Here is an 18857-nt window from a genome sequence, read left to right as displayed (position 1 = left end):
TTGTTGATCGCAGGCGGGCGCGGGTGTTTCATCCGTGCCCGTTTTTTTTGATTCAGCCCTGTGATGCAGTAAAACGAGCCGCGCAAAAAAGTCTGGGCGGTGCGATTTTTTATAAGAAAATCAGATGAGTGTGACCTTGTTCACATAAGAGCCCCACCGAGATATGCCAATCTCATTTCAGCTGCTAAGCGGCAGGCCAACGCCTTGAGTAAGCGGCGGTCAGTATTTCAAGAAGGTATTTTGAAATCAACTAACGGGCGCAGGATTTCGGTCCTGCGCCCGGATTTATTTGGTCACGAGATTTGTCTGTCCCGGCCATCCCAAAAGGGTTTGCGCAGTTCGGTTTTCAGCACTTTGTTCGCGCCTGAAAGCGGGAACGGGTCTGTGCGAAATTCAACACTGCGAGGGCATTTGTAACCTGCGATCACCGTGTGACAGTGGGCCATCAACTCTTCGGGTGTTGCTTTGGCTTCAGGGTGCAGAATGACGATGGCGTGAACGCTTTCGCCCCATTGGTCTGACGGGATGCCGATCACGGCGCTGGTGGCCACGGCTGGGTGCTGCGACAGGGCGTTTTCGACCTCGGCGGAATACACGTTTTCGCCACCCGAAATGACCATGTCCTTGACCCGGTCCATCAGGAACACGAACCCTTCGTCATCCATGTATCCGGCATCGCCGGTGATGACCCAGCCATCGCGCAGCGTTTCGGCCGTGACTTCCGGTTTGTTCCAGTAGCCCAGCATGCATATCGGCCCTTTGACGCAGATATTGCCAATCTCGCCGCGTGGCAGTTCGGTCATGTCATCATCGGCAATCATGATTTCGCACACCCGCGTCGGGCGCCCGGCCGAGCGCAGTTTGCCAGCCTTTTTCCCTTCGAACACGTGATAGTCAGGGGCCAGGATTGTCGCCACCGGGCTTAGCTCGGTCTGGCCAAAGGCTTGCAGGAACTCAACATTGGGGAACCGGTCAAATGCCTCGCGCAATACGCCTTCGGTGATCGGCGAAGCGCCATAGGCGATCAGTTCAAGCGAAGACGTATCGGTTTCGTCCAATTTGGGCGACTGCAGCACCATCTGCAGCATCACCGGTACCAGCAACAGATGGCTGGGTCGGTGGGCTTGGACCGCTTGCAAGGTTGCGTCCGGGGTGAAGGCCGGGATCGCCACATGGGTGCCTGCCACGAAGGTGATCGCCATGAACCAGAGCAAGTCTGCGATATGGAACATCGGTGCGGCGTGCAGATAGATGGTGCCGTCGCGGATCATCAGCTCATGCGCGTTGGCGACGCCGCCGACATAGAAGTTGGTGTGCGACAGCATCACGCCTTTGGGAAATCCGGTGGTGCCACCGGTATAGAAGATCCCGGCCAGATCATCGCCAGAGCGACCTGCATCCGGGACCGGGTCGGCGACGGCAAGGATGTCTTCGTAATTCAACATACCGTCGGGGGTTTCGCCATCGCCGCAGAACACCAGTGTTTCAAGGCCGGGAACCTGCGCCTTGATCTCGGCTCCGACAGCTTGGAATGCATCGTCCACCAGCAAGATCTTTGCCCCGGCATCGTTCAGCGCATAGACGCATTCGGCAGGGGCCCAGCGGATGTTCATCGGCATCATCGCGCCGCCGCCCCAGACCGTGGCAAAGAAGTATTCGATAAACCGGTCTGAGTTGAGCGACAGCAACGCGACCCGGTCGCCTTCTGTCATGCCCAGCTTTTGCAAGGCCCCCGCCAGACGGGCAACGCGATCCAAAAGCGTGGTCCAGCTTTGTTGGCGGTCCGCAAAAATCGTCGCGGTCCCTGTTGGATTGACCTGCGCCGCGCGGCGTAGGACGGATGTGATTTGCATGACCTCTTCCTCCCTGAGATATGCGATCTTCTAGTCTTTGAGATGTTTTAACCCATGCGGTCCCACAGCAGGTCACACATGCGCCCGACGCGGTTTTCGATGGCGACACAGGCGTCGACGGCCAGATCTTCGCGCCAGCGGCGGGCCACGATCTGGACGTTGATCGGTTGCGGCCCTTGCGGCAACTCAGCCAGTACAGTCGGGACACTGGCGGCAGGAAGCCCCATGAAGTTCATCGAATAGGACCAGAGGGCAGATCCCAGAACCTCGCGCACACCGTCTGCGCCTTCGGTATCGCGGTCGGGCCGGAAAAACGGTTGCGGCATGAACGGGCACAACACCAGTGGATAATCTTGCAGGAACTGCGACCACACCCGGGCATAGTGGCTGCGCCGCGCCATCACAGCGAGGAGTTCGGTGCCTTCAAAGGGTGGGAACTGTTCGAAGTATTCGTCAAAGATGGCGTTGATGGTGTCCGAGCCCTGTTCGCGGATACCCGGACCCATAAGGGCCAGAACCTCGCCCATCAAGGCACGATAGCCGTCCATTCCGGCCGCGCGCAGTTCGGGCGGGTCTACATCTACGACATCATAGCCAGCATCCGACAGGGCGTCGCGCGCGGTATCCAGCGCTTTGGAAACCTCGGGGTGGAGGTCGAATTCATAGGTTTCCTTGGTGAAGCCGACTTTGATTGGTCCGGCCAGATCGTCTCCGTTCCAGGGAAGTGGCACATGAAACGGGTCGCGCGCGTCTGGCCGGATGGCTGATGGCATCGACAGGTGCAAATCTTGTGCAGATCGCGTGATCAGACCCTGAACCGACATCGATTGCGCCAGCATCCCGCGTTCCGCCGTCTGGCTTGGGTTCCACGCAGGCACGCGACCCAGCCCCGGTTTGACCGTAACCGCGCCATTTGCAGCGGCAGGAAACCGCAGCGACCCGCCGATGTCGTTGCCATGCGCCAGCGCGCCGATGCCGGACATGACGGCCGAAGCCGCTCCACCCGATGACCCGCCGGGGGACACATGTTTGCCCCAGGGGTTCCGGGTACGCCCGTATAACGGGTTGTCAGTGTCTGCGCGGAACGAGAATTCTGGCGTGTTGGTGCGACCGATAACAATCGCACCGGCCTGTTCCAGGTTGTCCACGATCGGAGCGTTTGCGGGGGCGATCATGTCTTTGAGTGCGGTGACGCCGTTGGTCGTGGCATGGCCCATTTGGTCAACATTCACCTTGATGGTGATCGGAACGCCGTGCAGTGGGCCGCAGGTGGTGCCGTTGGCCCGCGCCTTGTCCAGGGTTCGGGCGCGGTCGAGCGCTTGTTCGGACAGGTCTTCGACGACGGCGTTCAAACCCGAATTGACCTGGGTCATCCGGGCGATAGCGGCAGACACAGACGCCTCGGCAGTGATTTCGCCTGCGCGGGCTTGCGCCGCTGTTTCAGTGGCGCTGAGGCGCCAGAGATCAGTGTTTGACATGTGAACATACTCCCGCTCGCCAGCGTAGTCCCGGCGCGACGGAGTGCAAGGGAAACTGAAGTCGTGACGCTGGGAATGTGGTGAACCGCGCACCTGTTGCGTATGGTTCAGGCGTTGGACAAGTGGGTATTTTCAACAAGAAAGAAGCAGATGGGCGGTCTCAGCATTGTTTGGCCCGCTCAAGACGCCGCCGGGTTGCGTCAGAGGCACCGGGGCCGGGGCGGGCGCGAATATCTTCGGGGCGGACCGGTTGGCCGGACGTGGTCTGGTAGACGGCGGGGGCCAGTTTTTCGCCGGATACGGCGTCGAGGAGAGCGACCGGTTCGTTTCCAGCACCGTAAAGATGATCGTTGCCCCATTGTGTCATCGCCACAAGAACCGGGCGCAGGGCGCGCCCGCGCTTGGTGAGGTGGTAGAGGGGGCGGGACCCCGAGGTTTTTTCCAGCACACCTTCCCCGACCAGATGGGTCAGGCGCGCAGATAGCAGGTTGCGGGCGATGCCAGTGTTGCGCTGAATTTCGGAGAATTTGCAGGCGCCGTAGAACGCTTCGCGCAGGATCAGCATGGTCCAGTGATCGCCGATCACATTGAGCGTGGCGGCCACAGGGCAGGTATGGGTGTGACGGGCTGTCATAATGCAGTCCTTACCTTAATGGTTGTAAATGTAAACCAATTCGGTCATGGTTTACAAATGAAACCAATGAGGAGGTGGCCCTCATGACGGATAAACCGGCGTGTGTGGTAATCGGTGCAGGTGACGACACCGGGGGCGCAATTGCGCGCGCTTTTGCGCGCGAGGGGCTTGTGGCCTGTCTGGTGCGGCGGCCGCGTCACGCCGACAAGCTTGAGGATCTGGCGACGTCGATCCGAAACAGTGGTGGCGATGCGATAGCCTGCCCGGCGGATGCGCGGGACGAGAACGAGATGGTTGCGCTGTTTGACCGGATCGAGGCCGAGGTTGGCCCGATTGAGGTGGTAGTGTTCAACATTGGCGCGAATGTTCGGTTTTCCATCACCGACACAACGGCGCGTGTGTTCCGCAAGGTTTGGGAAATGGCGACATTTGCCGGGTTCCTGACTGGGCGCGAAGCCGCGCGCCGGATGTTGCCGCGTGGGCGTGGCACAATCCTGTTCACCGGGGCCACGGCCAGTATGCGGGGCAGTTCGGGTTTTGCGGCGTTTGCCAGTGCAAAGCACGCCACGCGGGCTCTGGCGCAATCCATGGCGCGCGAATTGGGGCCGAAGAATATCCATGTGGCACATGTGGTGATTGACGGGGCCATCGACAGCAATTTTATCCGCGATAACGTGCCGGATGTGGATCGGCGACGGGACGAGGATGCCATTCTGAACCCCGACGCGATTGCCGCGAATTACGTGATGCTGCACAAACAGCCGCGCAGTGCCTGGACGCATGAATTGGATCTGCGTCCATGGAAAGAAACCTGGTGAGGAGTGTAAAAGATGCCTGCAAACGTTGAGTTCATTTTCGATTTCGCAAGCCCCAATGCGTATCTGGTGCATCAGGTTCTGCCGCGCCTGTGTCAGCGACATCAGGCCGAACTAGCCTATCGCCCCTGCCTGTTGGGGGGGATCTTCAAGGCGACCGGGAACCAGGCACCGATGATGGCGTTTTCAAATGTCAAAGGAAAGCTGGAGTATGAGCGGGTCGAATTTCAACGCTTTATCCGCAAGCATCATCTGGATCGGTTTCAATTCAATCCGCATTTCCCGGTCAACACCTTGTTGATGATGCGGGCTGCAGTGGCCTGCGAGATCGATGGCATTCTGGGGCCTTACATCGAAGCCGGGTACCGCGCCATGTGGGAGGCCGGGTTGAAAATGTCTGATCCAGAGGTCTTTGTTGCGGCCATGGATGCAACCGGGATGGATGGTGCAGCATTGCTGGAGCGCGCACAAACCCCTGAGGTTAAGGCGCGTCTGGCCGAGAATACGGATACGGCCGTAAAGCGGGGTGCGTTCGGCATCCCAACGATTTTTGTCGATGGTGAAATGTTCTTTGGGAAAGAGCGGCTGGGTCAGGTCGAAGAGGCGATGGCGGCGGCGCGATAGAAAAAAGGGGCCGCATTTGCGGCCCCGATTTGGAAGTTCAACGTCCTGAGATCGTCAACCCTTGGCGTATCCGAGGGTTTGCAGAGCCTCTTTGATTTCATCCAGGATCGCCGGATCATCAATCGTTGCCGGCATCTTGTACTCTTTGTTGTCGGCAATCGACACCATGGTGCCGCGCAGGATTTTGCCCGAACGGGTTTTGGGCAAGCGGTCGACCACAACGGCCAGTTTGAAGGCAGCCACCGGCCCGATCTGGTCGCGGACCAGTTTCACGACCTCTTTGACGACATCGCCGTGGTCACGGTCAACGCCCGCATTCAGGCACAGAAAGCCCACCGGCATCTGGCCTTTGAGTTGATCGCTGACACCGATCACGGCGCATTCGGCAACGTCAGCATGACCCGCCAGAACCTCCTCCATACCACCGGTTGACAGGCGATGGCCCGCGACATTGATCACGTCATCGGTGCGCGCCATGATATAGACATAGCCGTCTTCGTCGATCATGCCCGCATCGCCGGTTTCGTAATAGCCGGGGAAGGTGTTGAGATAGGATTTCCGGTACCGGTCTTCTGCATTCCACAACGTGGGCAGGGTTCCCGGCGGCAACGGCAGTTTGATGGCGATGGCGCCCAATGTGCCAGCTGGGACAGGGTGACCTGCATCGTCCAGAATGGTCACATCGTATCCCGGCATCGGTACGGTGGGCGAGCCCAGCTTGGTTGGCAATTCTTCGATCCCGATCGGGTTCGCAGCGATCGCCCAGCCGGTTTCGGTCTGCCACCAGTGGTCGATCACCGGCACGCCCAGCTGGTTCTGCGCCCAGATGATGGTGTCAGGGTCCGCACGCTCACCAGCCAGATAGACCTGTTTCAGGCAGCTCAGGTCGTATTTCTTGACGAACTCACCGGTCGGATCTTCGCGTTTCACGGCGCGGAAGGCGGTTGGAGCCGTAAAGAACGACTTGACGTTGTGTTCGGAAATCACTCGCCAGAATGTGCCGGCATCCGGGGTGCCGACGGGCTTGCCTTCGAAGACGATTGTGGTGTTGCCATGGATCAGCGGAGCGTAGCAGATATAGGAATGACCGACGACCCAACCCACGTCCGAAGCGGCCCAGAACACATCTCCGGGGTCGACATTATAGAGGTTCTTCATGGTCCAGTTCAGCGCGACAAGCTGACCCGCGGTATGGCGAATGACGCCTTTGGGCTGACCTGTGGTGCCGGAGGTATAAAGGATATAGGCGGGGTGATTGCCTTCGACGGGCACACATTCGGCTGGCTCAACACCGAACTGGAAGCCGTGCCAGTTGAAATCACGGCCCTCTTCCAAATGGGCAACTTCCTGTTCGCGTTGAAGGATCACAGTAAAGTCTGGCTTGTGCGTGGCGTGGTCAATGGCCCCGTCAAGCAGTGGCTTGTAATGGACCACACGGCCCGGCTCTAACCCGCAAGAGGCCGCGATGATCGCTTTGGGTTTGGCATCGTCAATCCGAACGGCCAGCTCATGCGCAGCAAACCCGCCGAACACGACCGAATGGACAGCCCCAAGACGGGCACATGCCAGCATGGCTTCCAGGGCTTCTGGAACCATCGGCATGTAGATGATGACCCGGTCGCCCTTTTCGATCCCTTTAGCGCGCAGGGCACCGGCCAGCATCGCGACGCGATTGCGCAGCTCGTAATAACTGATTTCGCGTTTGGTGTGGGTGATCGGGCTGTCATAGATGATGGCCGTCTGATCTCCGCGACCAGCTTCGACATGGCGGTCGACTGCGTTCCAGCAGGTGTTGACTTTGGCATCCGCAAACCATTCATACAGCGGCGCGTTGTCGTCGAACAGCGCCTTGCTAGGCGGCTTGACCCAGTCGATGGTCTCGGCAGCCTTCATCCAGAAGGCTTCAGGATCGGATTTCCAGCTTTCGTAGACGTCTTTATAGGCCATTGCGTTCTCCTCCGGACAGGCTGAGGAATGTGTTAGGGGATCGACAAGTGTCGCGGCAAGTCACATGGCTGTCGCAGCGTCAGATTATCGCAAGAAATTTGCATATCTTGCAGGGATTACGTTGCAAAGTTTTGCAAATCCGAACTGGTTATGCAGCTTTTCCGCGCGCTGCTTTAAGGTTTGCAAAGTTTAACCAAGTGCAGTTGCGAATTTCTGTGTGACCGGGAATCGATTGGCGTGACACTACGATGTTGATTTGAAATGGCCTCAATGGGGGCGTGAGCAGTGGCATTGTCACCGGACGGGCCCCAAAAGACCGCTCAAACCAATCAGATGCTTTACTTGGCGTTTTCAATCCTCTTGGGTGAGGATCACGTCAGATCAGCGTCAAGTCGGGGCCAAATCGGGGGAAATCATGCGCGTTCTCGCGTTCAATAATTACGATATCAAATCCATTGCCGATGAATGGAACGCCGAAGGGCAGAACGCGCCCTCGCAACACCTGTGGGGATGCCCGGAACTGCAGCGGTTGGGCCATGATGTCACCTATCTGGACTACGAGGGTAGCGCAGCGTTGAAATCGCTGTCGCGCAAGACCCGTGTTCTTGGCGATCTTGACCTGCAAAAACGCGTTCTGGATCAAGCCAGCCAATTCGATGTGATCTATTGTGGCCATCAGCCGACGGTAAGCGGCCTGGCGTCGCTGCGGTCAATGGGGTTGTTGAAAACGCCGGTGGTGGCCGTGGGATATCAATCACCCCGGTCAAGCGGCGCGATCTACAAGATGTGGACACGCGCGTTGGTTGGTGGATTAGACAAACTGCTATGTCTGAGCGACGCGATGGAGGCAGATTTCATCCAGCTTGGGATGGACCCTGAACGTCTCGGCCAAATCCGCTGGGGTGTGGACCTGCGGCATTATATCTGCGCGCCAGATGTGCCTGCGGGTGATCCGCATTTTGTGTCTGTCGGCAAGAGCTTTCGGGACTTCCATACGCTGATCCATGGCTTTCCGTTCGACAAGGCGCGGCTGACCATTCTGGGGGCCGGGAAGACCATCGATGTCGATCTGCCGCCCGAAGCGGCGGGGCGGCTTAATATCCGGTCAGACTGGATCGACTGGCGCGAATTCGCCCGCATCCTGCCCGAATTTCACGGGCTTGTGCTGCCAATTGCGATGGATCAGTCGCGCGGCAATAACGCCATCGGGCTGACCGCCGTGAGCGAGGCGCTTGCCTCGGGTTTGCCGGTCATCGCGACCAGAAATCCCTATATCGGGATCGACCTTGAGACTGAGGCCGTTGGCTATTGGGTCTCGCCAGGAGACCCGAACGGCTGGCGGGCCGCGGTTTCAGCGGTTTGTGGTGCTTCGGATGAAGCGGCGCAGATGCGCCGCCGTGCCCGGGGTCTGGCCGAAGCCCGGATTAATATCGATGCGTTTGCCGCAACCCTTGATCAGACCTTTCGCGCTGTGGCGGGTTAAGTCTAACCGTATTGTGCCACCGGTGTACCTGCGATGGCCGCAACGTTTAGCAGACCGCGCGCCGTAATAGATGGCGACACGATATGGGCTTTGTTGCCCAGACCCATCAGGATTGGGCCGACTTCCAGCCCACCAGCCCGATGTTTCAGGATGTTTCGCACGCCGCTGGCTGCGTCCGCCTCACCAAACACCAGCACGTTGGCGGCGCCCTGAAGGCGCGAGTTGGGGTAGATCCGCTGGCGCAAATCCGGGTCCAGCGCGGTATCGACGTTCATTTCGCCTTCGTACACGAAATCGCGCGGCTCGCTGTCCAGAAGTGCGATGGCGTCGCGCAAACGCTTGCCCGAGCCTTCTTGCAGATTGCCGAACTGGGATTTCGAACAGAAGGCGATCTTGGGCTCCAGTCCAAAGCGGCGCACATGCCGGGCCGCTCCTATGGCGATTTCGGCCAGATTCTCGGGGGCGGGATACTGGTGCACCTGCGTATCCGCGATGAACAGAGGGCCGTCTTCCAGAATCATAAGCGACAGCGCGCCATGTGGGCGAAGGTCTTCGGTGCCCAGCACCTGATTGACATAGTTCAAATGCCAGAGGTATTCGCCGAAGGTGCCGCAGATCAGAGAATCTGCATGGTTCTGATACACCATGATCGCGCCGATCGCGGTGGTGTTGGTGCGCATGATGGCCTTGGCCAGATCCGGCGTGACGCCGCGGCGCTGCATCACCTGATGATAGCTGCTCCAATAATCATAATACCGCGGATCGTTTTCCGGATTCACCAGTTCGAAATTATCGCCTGGGCGGATGTTCAGGCCCAGCCGTTCACAGCGCTGTTCGACCACGTCGGGGCGACCGATCAGGATCGGGGTTTCGGTGGTTTCTTCCAGAACGGCCTGAGCCGCGCGCAGAACGCGTTCATCTTCGCCTTCGCAGAACACGATCCGGCGCGAAGCCGCGCGCGCCGAATCGAACACAGGGCGCATCAGCAGAGCTGATTTGAATACAGTCTGGTTAAGTTTTTCTTTATACGCTTCCAGGTCGTCGATCTGGCGGGTGGCGACACCGCTATCCATTGCAGCCTTGGCCACAGAGGACGACACGACGCCCACCAGACGGGGGTCAAACGGCTTGGGGATCAGGTAGTCTGCGCCAAAGGTTAACTGTTCGCCGCTATAGGCCGCAGCTGCTTCGGCGCTGGTTGTGGCACGGGCCAGTTCGGCGATACCATCGATGCAGGCCAGTTGCATTTCATCGTTGATCTCGGTCGCGCCAACGTCAAGTGCACCGCGGAAGATGAACGGGAAACACAGGACGTTGTTGACCTGATTAGGAAAATCGCTTCGCCCTGTGGCGATCACGGCGTCGGGCGCGACATCTCGTGCCAGTTCGGGAAGGATTTCAGGGTTGGGGTTGGCGAGTGCAAAGATGATGGGTTGCTTGGTCATCTTTGCGACCATTTCAGGCTTCAGCACGTTGGGCCCGCTCAGGCCCAGGAACATGTCGGCCCCGCCAATCACGTCATCCAATGTGCGCAGGTCGCTGGGTTGGGCAAAGGCTGCCTTTTCGGGGTTCATGTCTTCGGCCCGGCCTTCATAAACCAGCCCGTGGATATCACACAGCCAGATGTTTTTACGCTGCACGCCCAGTTTCAGCAGCATGTTCAGGCAAGCGATTCCAGCGGCGCCACCACCGGTCGAGACGATCTTGATGTCTTCAAAAGCTTTGCCGACAACATGAAGCGCGTTCTTGGCGGCCGCCCCGACAACGATGGCTGTACCATGCTGGTCGTCATGAAATACCGGGATATTCATCCGCTCGCGGCATATCTTTTCGACGATGAAACAATCGGGTGCTTTGATGTCTTCCAGGTTGATGGCGCCGAAGGTCGGTTCCATGGCGCAAACAATATCGGCCAGCTTTTCCGGGTCGGGTTCATCCAGTTCGATGTCAAAACAATCGATGTTGGCGAATTTTTTGAAAAGAACGGCCTTGCCCTCCATCACCGGTTTTGAGGCCAGCCCGCCGATGTTGCCCAGTCCTAGAACCGCAGTTCCGTTCGTCACCACGGCCACCAGATTGGCCCGCGAGGTATAGCGGGCTGCGTTGGCCGGGTTGTCTTTGATCTCAAGGCAGGCCTCGGCGACGCCAGGGGAATAGGCCCGCGACAGGTCGCGCCCGTTGGCCATGGGCTTGGTCGCGCGGATCTCAAGCTTACCGGGTTTTGGGTGTTCGTGATAGAATAACGCCGCTTGGCGCAGGGTTTCATTTTTGGACATCGGGCGCTCCTCCAAAATATAGTTTAGCATTAAACTACATTTGATTTCGATGATACCGAAGATTCTGAGAAACGGTGTCGCAGGTTCCCCCTTGCATCGTCGCGGCGGGATTGGGACGATGCTCAAAACCAATAAACGAATGGGGTGTGGACTTGAGTGATCTCAGATCGGCAGCGGTGACAGTGGCGCAAAACGCGTATGCACCATATTCAAACTTCAAGGTTGGCGCAGCGATCCGGTCAGCTTCGGGCGTGATTTACGCGGGCTGCAATGTCGAAAACGTTGCCTATCCCGAAGGCACCTGCGCCGAGGCGGGCGCGATTGCTGCAATGGTGGCGGCTGGCGAAACCGAGTTGAGTGAGGTTTATGTCGTGGCTCAGTCGCCGGTTCCGGTGACTCCATGTGGCGGCTGTCGTCAGAAACTGGCCGAATTTGGCGCGGGCGATGTCAAGGTCACCATGGCAACCGCAAGCGGCACGGAAATGGTGATGTCACTGGGCGAACTGCTTCCAGGTGCGTTCAATGCAGATCACATGGTGGACACATGACAGCCATGGATGCACGGTCGATCATCGTCAAATTGCGCCGGGGCGAGGCACCGACAACCGAAGAACTCGGGTGGTTTGCAAACGGGTTGGCTGATCAGACCGTCAGCGATGCGCAGGCTGGCGCATTTGCGATGGCTGTGTGCATGGGCGGGCTGGGCGACGGCGCCCGTGCGGCCTTTACGCTGGCAATGCGCGACAGCGGCGAGGTGCTGACCTGGGATTTGGATGGCCCGGTGGTCGATAAGCACTCAACTGGAGGCGTGGGCGATTGTGTGTCGCTGATTCTGGCCCCCGCTCTGGCCGAATGCGGGGCCTATGTGCCGATGATATCCGGTCGCGGGCTGGGGCATACGGGCGGAACGCTGGACAAACTGGAAGCGATCCCCGGTGTGACCACATCCGTCTCGACCGAACGGTTGCAGCGATTGGTGAAAAAGACCGGCTGCGCGATTGTAGGCGCGTCAGCCCGGATCGCGCCAGCCGACAAACGCCTTTATGCGATCCGCGATGTCACTGGAACGGTGGAAAGTCTGGATCTGATCACAGCGTCCATCCTGTCAAAAAAGCTGGCAGCGCGACCAGATGCGCTGGTGCTGGACGTCAAGACTGGCAGCGGCGCGTTTATGAAGACACCTGATGAGGCGCGCGCCCTGGCGCAGGCCTTGTGTAATACCGCGAATGCAGCCGGGTGCAAAACCTCCGCCGTGATTTCCGACATGAGCCAGCCTTTGGCCCCTGCCTTGGGCAACGCACTTGAGGTGATTGAGGTGATGCGGGTTCTGACCGGGACAGCGGATGGTCCGTTGGCCGAGATTTCGGCGGTTTTGGGTGGTGTGGTTCTGGCCGATGCAGGCCTTGCGGACACTGCCAAAGCCGGGGCCGATCATGTGCGGGCGGTGATTGCGGATGGCCGGGCCGCAGACCGGTTCGGTCGGATGATCGCTGCGGTCGGTGGCCCGCTGGGTTTTGTCGATGACCCGCTCAGGTTTTTGCCGGAAGCCACGGTTATACGCGAAGTGACCGCGCGGGAAGCCGGGTTTGTCGCCGGAATCGATGGTGAGGCGCTGGGGCTTGCCGTCGTGGCGCTTGGCGGCGGGCGGCAGGTTGAAAGCGATATCGTGGACCCGGCCGTTGGTCTGTCGGGGGTCGCCCGATTGGGCGCCCGGGTCGAAAAAGGCGCGCCTTTGGCGGTCATTCATGCGGCGCGCGAAGACGCCGCGCGCGCGGCCGAGGCCGCCGTGCGGGCGGCGATCCTGATCGGCGACGCGCCAGGAAACGCGCCGCCTTTGGTTGTGGAAAAGGTGGGCTGATGGCGCGTGCGTTTCTTGTGGTTCTGGATTCCGTTGGCATTGGCGGGGCACCGGATGCGGATCAGTTTTTCAACCGCGACCTGCCGGATACGGGTGCCAACACGTTGGGCCATATTGCCGAGGCCTGCGCCGACGGGCGTGCAGAAGACGGGCGCAGCGGACCTTTGAAGATGCCCAACCTCGATGCGCTGGGATTGGGCGCGGCGGCTGAACTGGCCTCGGGGCAGGCCGCACCGGGGCTGGAGGCCAAACCAGCGGGTCTGTGGGGGGGCGCAACCGAACAATCGCCGGGCAAGGACACTCCGTCAGGGCATTGGGAACTCGCAGGGTTACCGGTTCCATGGGACTGGTTTTTTTTTCCCGATGCATATCCGGCCTTTCCCGAAGACGTGTCGCAAGCCGCCGCACGGGCGGCAGGAACCGATGGGATTCTGGGCAATTGTCATGCGTCGGGGACCGAGATCATCGCGCGGCTGGGGGCCGACCATCTGCGAACGGGTTGGCCGATCTGTTATACCTCTGCCGATAGCGTGTTTCAGATCGCCGCGCATGAAGAGGCTTTCGGGCTGGATCGGTTGTTGCAGCTTTGCGCGGACCTGGCACCGATGCTGCACGCAATGAAGGTCGGGCGCGTGATTGCGCGCCCGTTTGTTGGTGATGTGGACATCGGTTTCACACGAACCATCAACCGCAAGGATTTTGCGATCACGCCACCCCAACCAGTGTTGACCAACTGGGTGCAGGATGCGGGGCGCAAGGTGCATGCCGTGGGCAAGATCGGCGATATCTTTTCGATGCAGGGGATCGACACGGTCGTCAAAGGCAGCGATGCCGCGTTGATGGGGCACCTGTCGAACCTTGTCGATACGGCTGAGGACGGCAGCCTGACCTTCGCCAACTTTGTCGAGTTCGACAGCCTGTATGGCCACCGCCGCGATATCGCCGGCTATGCGCGGGCGCTTGAATGGTTTGATGCCGCCATCGGGCCGGTTCTGGCCCGCTTACGTCCGGGCGATATGATGCTGTTCACCGCAGACCATGGCAACGACCCCAGCTGGAGCGGCACCGATCACACGCGGGAACGGGTGCCGGTACTGGTCGCGGGATGCGGGGCAGGGGCCTTGGGGCAGGTGGCGTTTGCCGATGTCGCAGCCTCGGTTGCGCAACACCTGGGCGTCTCATCGCAAGGTCCGGGGCGAAGTTTCCTCTGAGCCCTTGCGGCCCGGTGACGTCTGACCCTAGAAAGGGCCCGCACATTTCGGGAGAGAAGCCATGAGTGACCACCTGACCGTCGTCGATCATCCGCTGGTTCAGCACAAGCTGACCCTGATGCGGGATCAAGGCAGCTCGACCGCAAGCTTTCGGCGATTGCTGCGCGAGATCACGCAGTTGCTGGCCTATGAGGTCACGCGCGAGATGCCACTGACCACCCGGGCCATCGAAACCCCGATGGAAGAGATGGATGCCCCGATCCTGGCGGGTAAGAAACTGGCGTTGGTGTCGATCCTGAGGGCCGGCAACGGGATGCTGGACGGTGTACTTGAACTGATCCCGTCGGCGCGGGTCGGTTTCGTGGGTCTGTATCGCGACGAAGAAACGCTGAAACCGGTTCAATATTACTTCAAAGTTCCTGACGGGATGAACGACCGTCTGGTGATCCTGGTCGATCCGATGCTGGCCACTGGCAACAGTTCAGTGGCGGCGGTTGATCTCGTGAAGCAAGCAGGTGCAACCAATATCCGTTTCCTGTGTTTGCTGGCCGCACCGGAAGGAATCGCGCGGATGAAAGAAGCGCATCCTGATGTGCCGATCGTTACTGCAGCGGTTGATCGCCAGTTGAATGAAAAGGGATATATTTTGCCCGGCCTCGGCGACGCCGGAGACCGCATGTTTGGCACGAAATAGCCGAACAGGGCACTTTACTCATTTACGCTTTTGTTGCATTCTCACACCAAATCTTGTGGGGGCAAGGATGAAAGTTACAAGAGTTATTGCGGTTGCGGTTATGGCGACCTCTGTCGGGCTTACGACACTAAATGCGCAGTCCTTGCGCAAAGCGTCGCCTCCGGCTGAATTTCCACCGTCCTCCTATTCCGGCAAACAATATGTCGATAGTCGTGGCTGCATCTACATTCGCGCAGGCATAGATGGGAACACAACTTGGGTGCCGCGGGTCAGCCGGGATCGCAAGCAAGTCTGCGGATACAAGCCGACGGCCGTGGCTGGTTCGACGTCAGCACCGGCAAAATCGGCCTCGGTCGAGCAGATCACGCTACCGGCCTCGCAACAGCCCAAATCTTCGGCCAAAGCCAAGACAGTTGCCCCAACAACCAAAACCGCGACCAAAGCCCCAACTCCGGCTCCGGCAGCGCCCAAGGCCACACCGAAGCCGGTGCCGGCCCCTGCTGCGGTCGCTGCGGCCAAGCCGCGGACTGTCACCACGACCAAGACAACAACGGCGCGCCCGACCACGACCACGGCGCCAACCGTGACCACCGCGCCCCGCACCACAACCAAGGTGGTGCCGGTTGCCCCTGCACCCAGTGCGCCGGCCAGCGGATGTTCCAACGCTTCGACCTTCAGCCAGCAGTTCATCAACAAGCAAGGCGTACGATGTGGTCCCCAAACCGAAGCGCCGGTCACATATGGCTCGGGGTGGGACAAGTCGTCGTCACTGGTGATCGACCCGAAAACGCGCATCGTGCCGCGCCACGTTTACGAGAACCGCCAGAACACCCGCGATGTCGTTGTTCCATCAGGTTATCGCACCGTGTGGCAGGATGACCGTCTTAACCCTTATCGGGCCGAGCGTACGGCGAATGCCGCTTCGATCCAGACCGGCATTATGGTCCCGCGCGGGTATCGTAGGGTTGAGCGTGAAGATGATCGCTTGAACCCGAACCGGGCCTATCGCAATGCACAGGGCGACGCACAGTCTGACCTGATCTGGACCCAAACCGTGCCGCGAACACTTGTTCCGTTTGAGAGCACGCGCCCCGTGATCACACTAACCGAGGCAACGGCCAAGTCCGCCGCCGAGGCGAAAGAGCCAGGTTTTTGGCGCATTTCAACCCGTTCGGCTCCAAGCGCAGGGACGCCGGTTGTGACGCCGTCCATGTCTGTTGATACGGCCGATCACAAATAAGTTGGATTAACCGCCGCAGATGCTTTGCAGTAGTACCCAGTCCCGGTCAGGCATGACCGGGATTTGCTGTTTTCCGGCCATCGGATCAGCCTCAATCAGGCCAAAGACGGTTTCGCCGGTGATATCGACGGCATAGGCGTAGGGCGTCGTGGAAATTCCGGTCTGCGCAAAGGAGGCCAGAATGTCTTCGTCCATGGGTGCCGGGCGCGGCCGCAGGGTTATCCATTCGGCGTACCGATCAATCGTCTCTTTCGTCAGTGAACCCGTGGTGAGCAGACGGAACGTTGCGGCAGGCCCGCTATAGGACAGCAACTCTACCAACGGATCTTCGGACATCGCACGGGCGCGTTCGGCCAGGACGTATCCTGCAACTACAGCCGGGTCTTCGTGGTCTTCGATCAGCGCCTTGTTCAGCAATACGATCCCGCCGGGCAACAGCGCTGTGCTTTGAACGCCAGTGTCCAGCACAACCAACTGGCGCATACCCGTGCGGATTGCCAGCCGTTCGAGGATCGGGCCGGTGTCACCCGTGCTGCAGGCCCGGCCCGCCACTCGCTCAATCCGGGCCAGAACCGCGTCGCCGATTTCATTTCGCTTGATCGTCGGAACGACGCTCACAGTGTGGCGCAATAAAGCCCCCGGTAGCCAGAATACGACCAACAGGACAACCACTGCCGTTATGCCGATGCTGGCAAACAGACGAAGTCGACCGGGGCGCGGACGGCTGCGTTCGATAGCATTACGCAGCCGTTCAATCGCGTCGATCATCGCGGCTTCGCTGTCTTCAAGCTCAAGGGTTTCGTCGGGGTCGCCGTCGGGGTGGTACACTGCAGGCAAATCGTCACCGACACGGATGACCGCCGCCAGCGACCAATGCGTCAGCGCCCGGTCGTTCAGATCCGAAATGGTCAGCGTTGCGTCGCCAATCGACACGACCACTTCGCGCCGTTGATCTTCAGGAGTTGCTCGCCACAACCCGGTCGCTTCGAGCCGCTGATATTCTTTGAGGGCCGTCATTGCGCCTGTGTCTGCCCGTATCTTGTTTTCGTCACCCTATACGGCCCGCCACCCGGCGGCAAACAGCTTCATACACATCGGCAAAAGGGTGGCGTGCCCCTTCAAAGCCCTTTGGCCTGATCGCGCAGGGCGAATTTCTGGATCTTGCCGGTCGAGGTTTTCGGGAGTTCCTGAAACACCACCTTCTTGGGCGTCTTGAACCCAGCAAGGGTTGCGCGGGTAAACGCGATCAGACCGGCTTCGTCAACTGATGCGTCCGGTTTCAGTTCCACAAACGCGCATGGCACTTCGCCCCATTTCTCGTCCGGTTTGGCCACAACCGCCGCCAGCAACACGTCAGGATGCTCCATCAACGTTGCTTCGACTTCGACCGAGCTGACGTTTTCGCCGCCCGATATGATGATGTCCTTGGCCCGGTCTGTGATCTGCATATAGCCGTCCGGGTGTTGGATCGCGATGTCGCCGCTGTGGAAATAGCCCCCCTTGAAGGCCTCTTCAGTGGCTTCGACGTTCTTGAAATATCCCTTCATGACTCCGTTGCCACGCATCACGATTTCGCCCTGCGTTTCGCCATCCATGGTGATCTGGGTCATTTCGTCATCAACCACGGTAATGTGCTCGAAGATCGGCATTGCCACGCCCTGACGGGCCTTGATCTTGGCGCGATCATCACCTTCCAGATGCTCCCAATGCGGACCCCAGGTGCATTCGGTTGCCGGTCCATAGACCTCGGTCAGGCCATAGACCTGGGTGACGTGGAAACCCATTGGTTCGATCTTGGCCAATGTGGCCGGGGCGGGGGGCGCACCGGCGGTAAAAACTTCGACAGTTTGATCAAAGCTGCGTCGTTCGCTGTCAGGCGCGTTAACCAGCATGTTCAGCACGATGGGGGCACCGCCGAAATGGGTGGCACCTTCGTCCGCGATAGCGTCGAAAATGGCAGGCGCGGTGGTGTCGCGACAACAGATGAATGTCCCGCCCACCATCGGCATCATCCAGGCGTGGCACCAGCCGTTGCAGTGGAACAGCGGTACGATGCTCAGGTATCTCGGACGTAGGACCATACGCCAACTGATCACCTGACCCATCGCATTCAGATAGGCCCCGCGGTGGTGATACACCACGCCTTTGGGCTTCCCTGTGGTGCCAGAGGTATAGTTCAGCGCGATGCTTTCCCATTCATCCTGCGGCATGATCCAGTCGAAATCATGCGGGGCATTGCCCAGCACGTCTTCGTACGTCGCGTGTCGCCCGCTGGCCGGAAACCCCGCTTCGTCGTCGGGCACTTCGATTAGGATCGGGCCGGGACCATCCATTTGCGCGACGGCCTCTTCTGCGAGTGAAATGAACTGGCTGTCGACCAGTGCGACCTTGGCCTCACCATGGGTAAAGATATAGGCGACGGTGTGGACATCCAGCCGCGTGTTGATCGCGTTGAGGACAGCGCCACAGGCGGGGACACCGAAATGCGCCTCGACCTGAGCGGGCAGGTTGGGGATCAGCGTTGCAACAACATCACCGGGTTTGACGCCCATTGCCGCCAGCGCGCTGGCCAGTCGGGTGACGCGGTCAAAGTATTCGGCATAGGTTTTGCGATGCTTGCCATAGATCACTGCCATTTCATTGGCAAAAACATGTGCTGCGCGTTGCAGGGCTGACAAAGGCGTCAGCGGAACATAGTTCGCCGCTGTCTTGCCCAGACCGGTCTCATCCGACATCCACCCCAT

15 protein-coding genes are annotated in these 18857 nt (G+C 59.5%); 8 read left to right on the top strand and 7 right to left on the bottom strand.

Annotated features, from left to right (window positions below):
• Positions 1-293: 293 nt before the first annotated feature.
• From FOY56_RS03035 to FOY56_RS03025, 3 genes are all read right to left on the bottom strand, one after another.
• The gene (locus FOY56_RS03035; protein ID WP_146344311.1) at positions 294-1853 is read right to left on the bottom strand and encodes a long-chain-fatty-acid--CoA ligase; all 1560 of its coding nucleotides are present in this window, start codon (positions 1851-1853) and stop codon (positions 294-296) included.
• A 47-nt stretch (positions 1854-1900) separates the two neighbouring features.
• Positions 1901-3331, bottom strand: coding sequence for an amidase family protein (locus FOY56_RS03030; RefSeq protein WP_146344310.1), 1431 nt, complete (start codon positions 3329-3331; stop codon positions 1901-1903).
• A gap of 160 nt (positions 3332-3491) precedes the next feature.
• Entirely contained in the window at positions 3492-3965 is a 474-nt protein-coding gene (locus FOY56_RS03025; protein ID WP_146344309.1) for a winged helix-turn-helix transcriptional regulator, read from the bottom strand.
• A gap of 83 nt (positions 3966-4048) precedes the next feature.
• Between FOY56_RS03025 and FOY56_RS03020 the strand changes: the two genes are divergently transcribed.
• Positions 4049-4783: an SDR family oxidoreductase gene (locus tag FOY56_RS03020; protein WP_146344308.1), complete on the top strand. Its 735-nt coding sequence runs from the start codon at positions 4049-4051 to the stop codon at positions 4781-4783.
• Positions 4784-4795: 12 nt separating this feature from the next.
• A complete protein-coding gene (locus tag FOY56_RS03015; protein ID WP_146344307.1) occupies positions 4796-5404 on the top strand; it encodes a 2-hydroxychromene-2-carboxylate isomerase in 609 nt (202 codons plus the stop codon).
• Between the two features lie 54 nt (positions 5405-5458).
• Here FOY56_RS03015 and prpE read toward each other — a convergent pair whose 3' ends face one another.
• Complete coding sequence (gene prpE / locus FOY56_RS03010; RefSeq protein ID WP_146344306.1) at positions 5459-7351, bottom strand: propionate-CoA ligase PrpE; 1893 nt, start codon at positions 7349-7351, stop codon at positions 5459-5461.
• A gap of 415 nt (positions 7352-7766) precedes the next feature.
• Between prpE and FOY56_RS03005 the strand changes: the two genes are divergently transcribed.
• Positions 7767-8834, top strand: a complete 1068-nt coding sequence (locus tag FOY56_RS03005) for a glycosyltransferase family 4 protein (RefSeq protein ID WP_146344305.1) — start codon at positions 7767-7769, stop codon at positions 8832-8834.
• Positions 8835-8836: 2 nt separating this feature from the next.
• Here the strand turns inward: FOY56_RS03005 and FOY56_RS03000 are convergent, their stop codons facing one another.
• A complete protein-coding gene (locus FOY56_RS03000; RefSeq protein WP_146344304.1) occupies positions 8837-11110 on the bottom strand; it encodes an NADP-dependent malic enzyme in 2274 nt (757 codons plus the stop codon).
• Positions 11111-11262: 152 nt separating this feature from the next.
• Between FOY56_RS03000 and FOY56_RS02995 the strand changes: the two genes are divergently transcribed.
• From FOY56_RS02995 to FOY56_RS02975, 5 genes are all read left to right on the top strand, one after another.
• A complete protein-coding gene (locus FOY56_RS02995; protein WP_146344303.1) occupies positions 11263-11658 on the top strand; it encodes a cytidine deaminase in 396 nt (131 codons plus the stop codon).
• Positions 11659-11663: 5 nt separating this feature from the next.
• Positions 11664-12968, top strand: a complete 1305-nt coding sequence (locus tag FOY56_RS02990) for a thymidine phosphorylase (RefSeq protein ID WP_146344578.1) — start codon at positions 11664-11666, stop codon at positions 12966-12968.
• A complete protein-coding gene (locus FOY56_RS02985) occupies positions 12968-14179 on the top strand; it encodes a phosphopentomutase (protein WP_146344302.1) in 1212 nt (403 codons plus the stop codon). The genes FOY56_RS02990 and FOY56_RS02985 overlap by 1 nt, the downstream gene beginning before the upstream one ends.
• Positions 14180-14240: 61 nt before the next feature.
• The gene (gene upp, locus FOY56_RS02980; protein WP_146344301.1) at positions 14241-14873 is read left to right on the top strand and encodes a uracil phosphoribosyltransferase; all 633 of its coding nucleotides are present in this window, start codon (positions 14241-14243) and stop codon (positions 14871-14873) included.
• Positions 14874-14940: 67 nt separating this feature from the next.
• On the top strand, positions 14941-16113 hold the full coding sequence (locus FOY56_RS02975; protein ID WP_146344300.1) for an SPOR domain-containing protein: 1173 nt from the start codon (positions 14941-14943) through the stop codon (positions 16111-16113).
• Between the two features lie 6 nt (positions 16114-16119).
• Here FOY56_RS02975 and FOY56_RS02970 read toward each other — a convergent pair whose 3' ends face one another.
• Both FOY56_RS02970 and FOY56_RS02965 read right to left on the bottom strand, forming a co-directional pair.
• A complete protein-coding gene (locus FOY56_RS02970; protein WP_146344299.1) occupies positions 16120-17130 on the bottom strand; it encodes a hypothetical protein in 1011 nt (336 codons plus the stop codon).
• Between the two features lie 101 nt (positions 17131-17231).
• Positions 17232-18857 (bottom strand): AMP-binding protein, encoded by a 1626-nt coding sequence (locus FOY56_RS02965; RefSeq protein WP_146344298.1) that lies wholly within the window; start codon positions 18855-18857, stop codon positions 17232-17234.

The sequence above is a fragment of the Falsiphaeobacter marinintestinus genome (genome assembly GCF_007923355.1).
GTDB classification, from domain to species: Bacteria; Pseudomonadota; Alphaproteobacteria; order Rhodobacterales; family Rhodobacteraceae; genus Phaeobacter_A; species Phaeobacter_A marinintestinus.
The sequence above is the reverse complement of the archived record's forward strand: the minus strand, read 5'-3'. Positions and strand labels throughout refer to the sequence as shown.